Here is an 11,905-nt window from a genome sequence, read left to right on the forward strand (position 1 = left end):
ATACGGAAGTGAGCGAGGAACCGGGTATAAGTACTACAGCAACGGAAAGCTCCAATGTAGGTACCTATCCGGTCACCTTAACCGGGGGATTGGATGCGAACTACGCTATCAGCCTGGTAGCCGGTGAACTGGAAGTGACCCAGGCCGCCTTGACCATTACGGCAGATGATCAATCGAAAGTGTATGGCGAAGCGAATCCATCCTTGACTTTTACCTATACCGGTCTGGTCAATGGGGATACCGAGGTGAGTGAGGAGCCGGGTATTAGCACCACGGCCACAGCAGGATCTAATGTAGGGACTTACCCGATTGCCCTGACCGGGGGATTGGATGCGAACTACGCTATCAGCCTGGTAGCGGGTGAACTGGAAATCACTCAGGCCGCTTTGACCATCACTGCCGATGATAAATCGAAAGTATACGGCGAAGCCAATCCATCCTTGACTTTCTCGTATACCGGTCTGGTCAATGGGGATACGGAAGTGAGCGAGGAACCGGGTATTAGTACCACTGCCACAGCAGGATCCAATGTAGGTCTTTACCAAATTGACCTGACCGGGGGATCGGATGCGAACTACGCTATCAGCCTGGTTGCGGGCGAACTGGAAATCACCCACGCCTCTTTGACCATTACTGCGGATGATCAATCGAAAGTGTATGGAGAAGCGAATCCATCCTTGACCTTTACCTATACCGGTCTGGTCAATGGGGATACGGAAGTGAGCGAGGAACCGGGTATCAGCACGATTGCCACAGCAGGATCTAATGTGGGTACTTATCCCATTGACCTGACCGGGGGATCGGATGCGAACTATGACATCAACCTGGTAGCGGGCGAACTGGAAGTAACGCAAGCCGCCTTGACCATCACGGCGGATGATAAGTCGAAAGTGTATGGAGAAGCGAACCCAGGATTGACCTTCACCTATACCGGTCTGGTCAATGGGGATACCGAGGTGAGCGAGGAACCGGGTATCAGCACCACGGCGACTGAAAGCTCCAATGTGGGTACTTATCCGATTGCCCTGACCGGGGGATCGGATGCGAACTACGACATCAGCCTGGTAGCGGGCGAACTGGAAATTACCCAGGCAGCTCTGACCATCACTGCAGATGATAAGTCGAAAGTGTATGGAGAAGCGAACCCAGGATTGACCTTCACCTATACCGGTCTGGTCAATGGGGATACCGAGGTGAGCGAGGAACCGGGTATCAGCACCACGGCGACTGAAAGCTCCAATGTGGGTACTTATCCGATTGCCCTGACCGGGGGATCGGATGCGAACTACGACATCAGCCTGGTAGCGGGCGAACTGGAAATTACCCAGGCAGCTCTGACCATCACTGCAGATGATAAGTCTAAAGTATATGGCGAGGAAAATCCATCCTTAACCTTTACCTATACCGGTCTGGTCAATGGGGATACGGAAGTGAGCGAGGAACCTGGTATCAGTACTACAGCAACGGAAAGCTCCAACGTAGGCACCTATCCGGTCACCTTAACCGGGGGATCGGATGCGAACTACGATATTAGCCTGGTAGCCGGCGAACTGGAAGTAACGAAAGCGGCTTTGACCATCACCGCAGATGATAAGTCGAAAGTGTATGGTGATGCCAATCCATCCCTGACCTTTACCTATACCGGTCTGGTCAATGGGGATACGGAAGTGAGCGAGGAACCTGGTATCAGTACTACAGCAACGGAAAGCTCCAACGTAGGCACCTATCCGGTCACCTTAACCGGGGGATCGGATGCGAACTATGACATCACGCTTGTAGCGGGCGAACTGGAAATCACACAAGCTGCCTTGACCATCACGGCAGATGATAAATCGAAAGTATACGGCGAAGCCAATCCATCATTGACCTTCACCTATACCGGTTTGGTCAATGGTGATACGGAAGTGAGCGAGGAACCGGGTATAAGTACTACAGCAACGGAAAGCTCCAACGTAGGCACCTATCCGGTCACCTTAACCGGGGGATCGGATGCGAACTACGCTATCAGCCTGGTAGCCGGCGAACTGGAAGTAACGAAAGCGGCTTTGACCATTACCGCAGATGATAAGTCGAAAGTGTATGGTGATGCCAATCCATCCTTGACTTTCTCCTATACCGGTCTGGTCAATGGGGACACGGAAGTGAGCGAGGAGCCGGGTATTAGCACGACTGCCACAGCAAGCTCCAATGTAGGTACTTACCCCATTGTCCTGACCGGGGGATCGGATGCAAACTATGACATCAGCCTGGTAGCGGGCGAACTGGAAGTAACGCAAGCCGCCTTGACCATCACGGCGGATGATAAGTCGAAAGTGTATGGTGAAGCGAACCCAGGATTGACGTTTACCTATACCGGTCTGGTCAATGGGGATACGGAAGTGAGCGAGGAACCGGGTATCAGCACGACTGCCACAGCAGGATCCAATGTGGGTACTTATCCGATTGTCCTAATCGGGGGTTCGGATGCGAATTATGCGATCAGTCTGGAAGGAGGAACCCTAACCATTTCTCAGGCGACCATGTCAATTCAGGCATTGGATCAGACAAAAGTCTTTGGAACCGGGGATCCCCAACTGGAATACACTGCCGAAGGATTTCAGGCAGGTGATGACGAATCGGTTATTTCAGGCACACTGGAAAGAGTACCTGGGGAACAGGTTGGAGATTACCCGATCGGATTGGGGAACCTGGCGGTCGAAGCCAATTACCAGCTCGAATTCCAGGGGGCCGTCTTCACCATTATTTCCTCCAGACTCGCAGTGATCAATAACCTGCCCGAGATGGAAACCCCCTGGTCTGTCGAACCGCAGTTACCCGAAATGCTTACCGCCCTTACCGAGGACGGACAGATTCTGGAAGTAGCAGTGGATTGGGATGCCAGTGGGTTGGATGTGTATAGCAGTGGCTTGTATACGATTACCGGGGAATTGCAACTAGCGGATGGAATCCAGTATGAGGAATACGAAAAAGCGTATCTGGATATTCAGGTGTTGAAAAAGCCAGCCCCAGAGGACCTTACTTTGAGCCATCAGGAATTTGATCCGGAAACGACGGAGCATTTCTTTGAGATCGGAAATCTGATCATCACCGATCCGGTAGATGCCATCCATCAATTGGAGTTGGTAGCGGGCGCGTTGGATAACAAGTATTTTGAAATTCATGACCGCATCCTTTACTGGAGCAGCGCAGAGCGGGTAGCAGGACAAACCACTTTCTCCATTTTGGTTCGGGTAACTGACAGAGATGGAAATGTATTGGAAAAGCAACTGGATCTGACCCGCAACAGAATCGATCTAAACTCCCTGACAGTGTACAACACGTTTTCACCGGAAAATGACGGAACCAATGACACCTGGGGCGTTCCAGACCTTCGATACTTTAGTGGTGTTCGTCTTCAGGTTTTTGACCGCAGTGGAGAGCGCGTTTTCTATACCGAAAATCCGGATATCCGCTGGGATGGAACCTACCGGGGTAAAGCATTGCCAGCCGGAGCCTTTACCTGGATACTAGAGGTGACTGAAACAGGAGCGAAGAGAATGGGAATCTTAAACCTACTCCGAAAATGATGAATCGTAATATTATTCTTTACCGCATTAATACAGAAAAAATGAAGCAATTTTTAGAGACCCATCTACTGCGAAAGCTATTTGTTACTGGATTGGTTGCACTGCTGGGGGCCACTAGCTTACAGGCACAGTCCCGCAAATACATCAGTCAGTTTTCGCATTTTCAGAGTTATTTCAATCCCGGTCTCACTGGCTACGAAGGCAGTACCCTGCGGGGCTTTGTCAGAAACCAATGGGCAGGGCTGGAAGGCGCACCGAAGACCTATTTTGTAAGTGCGGAGTTGGATCTCGGTGAACTAGCAGGCCTGGAGGATCCGGCTCGAATGGGACAAAACTCCCTTTCCCTCAACCTGCTGCACGATACCTATGGGGCATTTAAGGAAACGGAGCTGATGCTGGGCTATGCATCCAGGGTACGAATTACCGAAAATCACCAATTGCGGTTGGGTGCCGGCATAAATTACCAGCAAATAGGGTTGGACGGGAATGCCCTTACGGTAGAGGAGCAAAACGATGCGACACTGGGCAATTACATGGGGACTTTTTCGACCATGCAAGTCTTGGATTTCAACCTGGGGCTGGCGTTTACCCATCCGAATTATTACCTGAGTTACGGCATGCATCGGGTGAATGGAGGAAAAATAAGTTCGGGAGATGTTTTTATGGAAGGGTACCCGGCCAGCAAAATGCTACAGGCGGGCTATCGGGAAAGGCTGACCCCGAATCTGGCACTCATTACCAATGCCTTTTACCGGACGCAGAAAGGATTGCCGGACCAAATTGACATCAATCTGAAAACGCTCTTAATGGACCGGCTTTGGATAGGAGGGGGACATCGGTTCAACTATTCTGGCAACCTGCAATTTGGGATATTGACCGATCGCATGCGTTTGGGATATGTCTACGAATTTCCACTGGCTCAATCGTATCAGCTGCCTGGCAGGATTCATGAATTCACAGCGATTTTCAACCTGTTTCCCAAAAAGCAAGAAGAAAAGGGAAATATGCTTCCGATTTGGTAACTAAAATAGGCGAATAATTCGCTAATGCGAAGCAGGGGCTATGCACAATTCGTGCATAGCCCTTTGCGTTTCTTTGAATAGGGTAAGGAATAAAACCTCTAAAAGTGGAGTTATTATTCAGTAAAGGCTCAGATAAATCCTGTATTTGTGTTTATTTTTTACCCGAACTTGTTTACTGGTTTAGTTTTTGTTAAAGCATTTATAGAATACCTTACCATCCCTGCGCGAAGCCACGTTTTTGATCCAAGGTAGGTTGCAAATAATCTGACTCGAAGTTGTTTACTGCGATATTTGAGGCAGGTGGTAAGAATATTTACCCTATTTTAACCGTTTATACCAATCAATTTTACCAACTATGAATAAATCAGCTCTTTTTGTGCTCAACCCTTTTTCAGGGGATTTGCCTGACAAAGATGTAATTGTCCAAGCTATTCTGGATCAGGTAACAGGATATACCCTTACATTATGGAAAACCACAGGGGAGAATGACGGAGAAAAGATAAAAGCAGCATTAAAAGAGGAGCATTATGAATTGATTTTGGTTGGTGGAGGAGATGGTACGATCAAAATGGTCGCGCAGGCAATAGAAAGTAAGGAATGTTGTTTGCTACCCATTCCCTTCGGCTCTGCCAACGGCCTGGCCACTTGTCTGGGTATTGAATCCTGGGAGGATAGCCTGAGGATTCTGGACCAGGGGAAAAGTAAACCAATGGACCTGCTAGATGTAAACGGACAGGTGTGTTTGCATCTTTGCGATTTGGGTTTTAACGCTGATCTTATAAGAAAATTTGAGGACGGAGATGAGCGGGGCATGGTTTCCTATTTTAAGAATTCACTAGCAAGTTTTTTTGAGATCAAGCCCTATCGATTTCAGGTGAAGACAAACGCTGAATGCGAATGGGTAGATGCAAAAATGCTGGTAATAGCCAACGGTTCAAAATATGGTACAGGGGCCACGATCAGCCCAGGTAGCCGTATGGATGACGGAATATTTGAAGTAATAGCCCTTAACCCGGAGGGTTTATCCGATTGGTTGGAATTGACTTATGGCCTGATTAGAAAAGACTTTAGCCATTTAGACTTCGTCCGTACCTGGTCCTGCGATTCGTTAACCCTTTCGAATCCGGACAAGGCACCTTTCCACGTTGACGGAGAAATGGTAGAAAGCCCCGAGAAAATCAACGTGGGGATTCGTAAAGAGGAAGTTTGCTTGTACTATCAGGAGGAAAAAATGGACTAATATGAGATTTCCACTTTATCGATTTTGAATACAAAATTTGAAATTCAGCGTTTTCTTATTGGTTTTTAAGGATTTTGCATTCAAGGTCCGATTGAATGATTCATCGAGTAAAATCAAAAAAACAAAGAGAATAACGAGATTGCGTCCAAATACACGGTTAGATAAAGGTTTCCAGTTTTTCATTAGTAAGGGGTTTTTCAATAAATCCACTTACAAACGGAAACTCTTTTGATTTTTGGCGGTCCTGGAAATCTATGGAACTTGATAGCATGATGATCCGATCATTTCGTTTGTTTTCAAGTTCAACGTAGTGGGTTAAAAAATCCCAACCGTTCATTACAGGCATGTTGATGTCCACCAGAATCAATACCTTTTTTGCCAAATCCGGATTTTTCAGGTACTCAAGCGCCAGCTCTGCCTCTAAAAATTCAATGGTTTTGGGGGATAAATGTAACTTGTTGATTAACCGTTTATTGATTAAATTATTAATAGGGTCATCATCAATTAAAACAATTAAATCGAATGGATACATTGATTTTAAAATAATAACTATTCTCTCGCTCGATCTCTATTTCTGAAATTTAACACTATAATCTCAGTATTAAAATATTCTGTTCATTTTTTGCGATTTCCCTTTTGGGAGATGAAATGAGATAAAAATAAAAAGCATTTTCTTCTATTTCAGGTACAAATAAAAAAGGGGAAAGCTAACAGCTTTCCCCTTTTGAAAATAAGGGATAAATGGATTACATCATTCCACCCATTCCTCCTCCGCCTCCCATTGGAGGACCGGCAGGAGCTTCCTCTTTGATATCAGCTACCACACATTCAGTGGTCAACAGCAATGCAGCAATAGAAGCGGCATTTTCCAGTGCCAATCGGGTCACCTTGGTAGGATCAATGACACCTGCTTTGAACAAGTCTTCAAAAATGTCCGTTCTGGCATTGTAGCCGTAATCACCTTTCGAATCTCTGATTTTATTGATGACTACTGAAGCCTCTCCTCCAGAATTGGAAACGATCGTTCTTAAAGGAGATTCAACCGCCTGTTTGATGATGTTGATTCCGGTATCCTCGTCTTCGTTAGCGCCTTTAAGCTTTTCAAGAGCAACAGCAGCACGGATGAGGGCAACACCTCCACCTACTACCACACCTTCCTGAACGGCGGCGCGGGTTGCATGCAAGGCATCATCTACCCGGTCTTTTTTCTCTTTCATTTCTACTTCAGTAGCCGCACCAATGTACAAGATGGCAACGCCACCAGACAATTTGGCCAATCGCTCCTGAAGTTTTTCCCGGTCATAGTCAGAAGTGGTTTTCTCTATCTGACTTTTGATTTCATTGATTCGACCTTCGATCGCTGCTTTTTCACCAGCACCATTCACGATGGTAGTGTTGTCTTTGTCGATGTTGACTTTCTCAGCAGTACCCAGGTAGTCAATGGTTACGTTTTCAAGCTTGTAACCTCTTTCTTCAGAAATTACGGTGCCTCCGGTAAGTGTAGCGATGTCTTCCAACATGGCCTTTCTTCGGTCACCAAATCCTGGAGCCTTTACAGCAGCTACCTTTAGCGCTCCCCTTATTTTGTTCACTACCAAGGTGGCAAGTGCTTCACCATCCACATCTTCGGAAATGATCAACAAAGGCCTTCCGGACTGAGCTACGGGCTCTAGAATAGGAAGCAATTCTTTCATGGCAGAGATTTTCTTATCGTAGATAAGAATGTATGGATTCTCGAGTTCCGCCTCCATTTTTTCCGTATTGGTGGTGAAGTACGGAGAAAGGTAACCCCTGTCAAACTGCATACCTTCTACAGTCTTAACTTCAGTTTCGGTTCCTTTAGCTTCTTCAACGGTTATTACACCGTCTTTTCCCACCTTCTCCATCGCATCTGCAATCATTTTACCGATTTCATCATCGTTATTAGCAGAGATAGTTGCCACCTGAGCGATTTCTTTAGAAGTAGAAATTTCTTTGGAAGCTTTTCTCAATTCTTGTACGACTGAAGTAACCGCCTTATCGATGCCTCTTTTGAGGTCCATAGGGTTGGCTCCGGCAGCTACATTTTTGATTCCAACAGAAAAAATCGATTGGGTCAAAACAGTAGCAGTGGTAGTTCCGTCTCCTGCATCATCAGCAGTTTTAGAAGCCACTTCTTTCACCAACTGAGCACCCATGTTCTCAATTGCGTCTTCCAGTTCAATTTCTTTTGCAACGGTTACGCCATCTTTTGTAATGGTGGGAGCACCGAATTTTTTGTCCAAAATTACATTTCGGCCTTTGGGACCTAATGTCACTTTTACAGCGTCTGCAAGCGCATCCACTCCTTTTTTAAGACGATCTCTTGCGTCGGTGTTGAAAAATAATTCCTTAGCCATTTTTTACTCTTTTTTCGTTAGTATTAATTAAACTCGATTAAAGGATCCTTACAGGATAGCGAATATATCCGCTTCTCTCATGATCAGATAATCAGCACCTTCTACGGTAAGCTCCGTTCCGGAATACTTGCCATACAAAACGGTGTCTCCGACCTTAACCGTTAACGGCTCGTCTTTTTTGCCGTTACCGATAGCCACTACGGTACCTTTTTGTGGTTTTTCTTTGGCAGTGTCAGGGATGTAAAGTCCTGAAGCGGTTTTTTCTTCTGCAGCAGCGGGTTCTACCAAAACCCGGTCTGCTAGCGGTTGGATGTTAACTTTAGACATTGTAATTGAGTTATTTTTAAAGTTTGAATTCTACAATACGATTTCCCTACTCACACTTTCTATGCCAATTCTAATCCCTGGCTTTTTCCTGACATAAAGTCCTACTTACATTTCCATCTCTGACAGGGCCTGGAAAGTGAGATTTTTTTACTGTCATTTTTTCGGTATGCTATTGCTTGACATGTCGTATTTTCGTAAATTTTAACACGTGGATAAAAACGTTGACCTATGAATAAATTATCAGAAAACTGGATCTCCGAAGGATGGATTGATTTTGAGTATAAGAAGTACATGCTTTTGGCCTACCTAAAAACCGTCAATGAAAATTTTCAGGCAGTAAAGCTGTATCCTGCACTTACCGAATTGATTTCACACCATCAAAAGCTTAGCCACCTGGATCAAAATCGAAATCAACTCAAACTGGCGCTGCCTAAGGAAATGGAGGGGGTGGACTTCAAAAAAATGAAAATAGCTTACAAGAATAAAATGGAGGAGGATGATATCATGAAAGAATTAGGGGATATCATTGTGTACTCCTTACCAAAAATCAAACAGCAGATAGAAGAAGGTAAAACAATTTATGACTTTATCGAAAGCCAGTTGGAAATTGAACCGGTTGGATTGACCCCCATTTATCAGAAAGAAGGGTATGCATTGCTGTCGTATAACCATTCCAGGGAAGTGTACATATACCGCTATCAGATTAATCTTTTTCAGAACAGCGTGGATCGCTTTCGGGGAATTGCCCTTCGTTTTATTGAATCGGTCAAAAGAAGTTTGACGCTTACCTACGAACGCATCAAGATGGATCTGATCAAAAAATTTGCTGACTTGCCAAATCCCTCAACCTGGAAAATTCATTCGGCGCAGCGGGTCCCGTTGGAAGAAAGCCTGCTTCCAGTAAGCAAGCGTTTGCTGTTAAAATATGTTGAGCTATAAAAAAAGGAGGGATTCCCCTCCTTTTTTTATAGCTCAAACTAACCTTTAGTCTTCTTTTTTCAACAACGAATTTTCATTGCTCACCAGGATGGGAGTGGGAGCTGTAGCTACTGCTTTATTCCGCTTTCTTTCTTCCTGCATCGCCTTTTCTCTTAGCTCTCGGTTTTTTATCACTTCGTCCCCAGGCTTACCAAAGAGTATCTGATAGGCTTCTTTGGCATTTTTCGCCTTTTTTAAGTCGCGGACAATATCCGCCCATTCGTGAAAATTAAGGTAGACGGGATTGTAAGAAGTGACGGGTTTGGTAATACCATAGTTTGGTCTTTCCCCTTCCGGCATAAATGTGCCGAAAATTCGATCCCATATAATAAACGTAGAGCCGTAGTTCTTATCCAGGTAATGGGCATCACTCGCATGATGTACCCGATGGTGGGAGGGTGTGGTAAAGAAATATTCGATGGGTCTTGGGAGCTTTTTAATGTATTCGGTGTGAATCCAAAATTGATATAGCACCGCAATCTGATGACAAATGAAGAATACAAATGGGTGAAATCCCATAAGCATTACCGGTACAAAAAAGATGATTTTGATATGTTGGGTCCAACCCAGTCGGAAGGAAACCGAGAAGTTATATTTGGAAGAATTGTGATGGGTAATGTGCGTTGCCCACCAAAACCGTTGTTCGTGTGCCACGCGGTGCGCCCAGTATCGAAAGAAGTCTATGGCAAAAAAACATAAGATAAACGACCACCAGGTGGCAGGGATTTTCCAGGGGACAATGTTCCAGCAAAACAAGGCAATTCCAAAAATAAAAACTTTAAGCAGCGCACTGATACCCACATTCACCAAACCAATGGTAGTGGCCGCCATAAAATCCTTCTTGTCATAGGTGTCTTTTTTTTGATATAAGCTGATACCCCATTCTATAAAGACCAGTAAGAACATCGCTGGAGCAGCCCACAAGATGACATTGGGCCACTTGTCAGCGCCCAAATCTTCCATTGTTAGATGATTTTCGAACATAAATCGTACGTTTGGTTGATTTTTTATGGTTGTTAAAACGTTAAATTAATCATATTCCGGTTTATCTTCAACGTTTTGGGCCTTAAATAAATTTCGGTGAAAAAATAAAAAAGGCCTGTTTGTAAAAAACAGGCCTTCAATTTCTGGGCAAATTCCTACTATTCAATGGAATCCGGAGTGACCTCCAGTTCCAAATCACCGGCATCCCCATCTTCTGAAGGCAGTAGGGATTCATCATCAAATGACGGAGTCAGCCTCTGCCTTTGGGCATTTTCTACATTGGGAGAACTAAATCCGGAAGGAGCACTGGTCTGGTGAAATGCTGACGATCCCAATGAAAGTACCAAAATAGCGATTGCCAAAACCCAGGTGGCTTTTTCAAGTATATTCCCCGTTTTGGTCACCCCCATGATTTGAGAAGCACCTCCGCCAAATGCTGCTCCTACACCTCCTTTGGAATTTTGGCCCAATATGACCAAAATCAACAATACGGCTAAAACGATAATAATACTGATTAGTACGGTAAACATGAGGTATGAAGTTATGCTTTTAATTTCTCAATTTGATCTGCAAAGTAAGTCTTTTTCTCTGGGAATTTCAATATTAATTTCCTATATATTTCGATGGCCTCTGGCTTTTTGTTTTGTTTTACCAATAACCTGGCAAAACCTTCGGAAAGCATATTGTCATTCAAATGAGTGCTTTTTTCGGATAAATCGGGCTGGTCATGTTGTTCATCCATCTGTTCTTTCGGTAACCGGATGGGCTTTTCCCTAAAGTTCGAGATCAACTCCCTTTGTTCTTTAATTCGTTGGTTGATTAGTTGGTGCTGTTCCTTTTGGGCCGTAGGGTCAATCAATTCATCTGCCTCTTTTTCAGATATAGGGGGAGTCTCATCCTCCTTTTTTTTTTCAGAGGGGCCTTTCCCCGATTGTCGGGAGTCGTTATTTTTTATTTTCTTGAGGTTTTCCTCTAGTCGTCGAAGGATTTCATCCCGGTTTGGTCTTGGTGAAGTAGGGGAATCATCTGGTAAAGGGACCTGAGGTGCTGTTTCTACTTTTTCTACCGAAGGTTCGACCGTTACCTCTTTTTTGTCCACTGGTTCAGACAACCTGGAATCATCGGTTGATATAGGCAATGGCAGTAAAATGGTACCCGTTAGTAGCCCTTTCAGCCTTTTCCGATCCGGACTCAGTACCGCTGCCCAATGCAATTGAGGGGTAGTGGTTCCGGTAGATTGATCCCACTCGTACCTGGCACACACTATTTTTGGTATCAGAAAATAAGGAAAATCTTCCTGTAGCTTTAGGGCAGTATCAAAGTCTTCCTGACTTAACCGCTCCATTTTTTGAAGCAGGGATAGAAATTCTTGTGAGTTCACAGCATTCCGGTTTAAATTACGTTGCATTA

At 45.0% G+C, this 11,905-nt stretch carries 10 protein-coding genes; 4 read left to right on the forward strand and 6 right to left on the reverse strand.

All coding sequences use genetic code 11. The features are described from left to right. The 3 genes from GJS45_RS19210 to GJS45_RS19220 form a co-directional block, all read left to right on the forward strand. On the forward strand, positions 1-3,566 hold a 3,566-nt coding region (locus GJS45_RS19210), incomplete at its 5' end, for an MBG domain-containing protein (RefSeq protein WP_162343502.1). Beyond that, a complete protein-coding gene (locus tag GJS45_RS19215) occupies positions 3,563-4,588 on the forward strand; it encodes a PorP/SprF family type IX secretion system membrane protein (protein ID WP_235954878.1) in 1,026 nt (341 codons plus the stop codon). The genes GJS45_RS19210 and GJS45_RS19215, both read left to right, overlap by 4 nt. Positions 4,589-4,943: 355 nt before the next feature. Next, positions 4,944-5,828 carry a diacylglycerol/lipid kinase family protein gene (locus tag GJS45_RS19220; RefSeq protein WP_162343504.1) on the forward strand — a complete coding sequence of 295 codons (885 nt, stop codon included), beginning with the start codon at positions 4,944-4,946 and terminating at the stop codon, positions 5,826-5,828. A 157-nt stretch (positions 5,829-5,985) separates the two neighbouring features. Here the strand turns inward: GJS45_RS19220 and GJS45_RS19225 are convergent, their stop codons facing one another. From GJS45_RS19225 to GJS45_RS19235, 3 genes are all read right to left on the reverse strand, one after another. Next, entirely contained in the window at positions 5,986-6,360 is a 375-nt protein-coding gene (locus GJS45_RS19225) for a response regulator (RefSeq protein ID WP_162343505.1), read from the reverse strand. A gap of 214 nt (positions 6,361-6,574) precedes the next feature. Beyond that, a complete protein-coding gene (groL, locus tag GJS45_RS19230) occupies positions 6,575-8,206 on the reverse strand; it encodes a chaperonin GroEL (RefSeq protein ID WP_162343506.1) in 1,632 nt (543 codons plus the stop codon). Between the two features lie 48 nt (positions 8,207-8,254). Further along, complete coding sequence (locus GJS45_RS19235; protein ID WP_162343507.1) at positions 8,255-8,533, reverse strand: co-chaperone GroES; 279 nt, start codon at positions 8,531-8,533, stop codon at positions 8,255-8,257. Positions 8,534-8,761: 228 nt separating this feature from the next. Here GJS45_RS19235 and GJS45_RS19240 point away from each other — a divergent pair, with 228 nt between their 5' ends. Then, positions 8,762-9,472 (forward strand): hypothetical protein, encoded by a 711-nt coding sequence (locus tag GJS45_RS19240; RefSeq protein WP_162343508.1) that lies wholly within the window; start codon positions 8,762-8,764, stop codon positions 9,470-9,472. Between the two features lie 45 nt (positions 9,473-9,517). Here GJS45_RS19240 and GJS45_RS19245 read toward each other — a convergent pair whose 3' ends face one another. The 3 genes from GJS45_RS19245 to GJS45_RS19255 form a co-directional block, all read right to left on the reverse strand. Further along, positions 9,518-10,495: a sterol desaturase family protein gene (locus GJS45_RS19245; protein ID WP_162343509.1), complete on the reverse strand. Its 978-nt coding sequence runs from the start codon at positions 10,493-10,495 to the stop codon at positions 9,518-9,520. Positions 10,496-10,653: 158 nt separating this feature from the next. Beyond that, positions 10,654-11,025, reverse strand: a complete 372-nt coding sequence (secG, locus tag GJS45_RS19250; protein ID WP_162343510.1) for a preprotein translocase subunit SecG — start codon at positions 11,023-11,025, stop codon at positions 10,654-10,656. Positions 11,026-11,036: 11 nt separating this feature from the next. Next, positions 11,037-11,876 (reverse strand): hypothetical protein, encoded by an 840-nt coding sequence (locus tag GJS45_RS19255; protein ID WP_162343511.1) that lies wholly within the window; start codon positions 11,874-11,876, stop codon positions 11,037-11,039. Positions 11,877-11,905: the final 29 nt, after the last annotated feature.

It is taken from the genome of Cyclobacterium salsum, assembly GCF_010119245.1.
Classification (GTDB): domain Bacteria; phylum Bacteroidota; class Bacteroidia; order Cytophagales; family Cyclobacteriaceae; genus Cyclobacterium; species Cyclobacterium salsum.

Bases quoted from the DNA above. Each gene is read 5' to 3' on its own strand.
- secG (WP_162343510.1), bottom strand. From the start codon at position 11,025: ATGTTTACCGTACTAATCAGTATTATTATCGTTTTAGCCGTATTGTTG.
- GJS45_RS19245 (WP_162343509.1), bottom strand. From the start codon at position 10,495: ATGTTCGAAAATCATCTAACAATGGAAGATTTGGGCGCTGACAAGTGG.
- GJS45_RS19225 (WP_162343505.1), bottom strand. From the start codon at position 6,360: ATGTATCCATTCGATTTAATTGTTTTAATTGATGATGACCCTATTAAT.
- GJS45_RS19215 (WP_235954878.1), top strand. From the start codon at position 3,563: ATGATGAATCGTAATATTATTCTTTACCGCATTAATACAGAAAAAATG.
- GJS45_RS19235 (WP_162343507.1), bottom strand. From the start codon at position 8,533: ATGTCTAAAGTTAACATCCAACCGCTAGCAGACCGGGTTTTGGTAGAA.
- GJS45_RS19240 (WP_162343508.1), top strand. From the start codon at position 8,762: ATGAATAAATTATCAGAAAACTGGATCTCCGAAGGATGGATTGATTTT.
- groL (WP_162343506.1), bottom strand. From the start codon at position 8,206: ATGGCTAAGGAATTATTTTTCAACACCGACGCAAGAGATCGTCTTAAA.
- GJS45_RS19220 (WP_162343504.1), top strand. From the start codon at position 4,944: ATGAATAAATCAGCTCTTTTTGTGCTCAACCCTTTTTCAGGGGATTTG.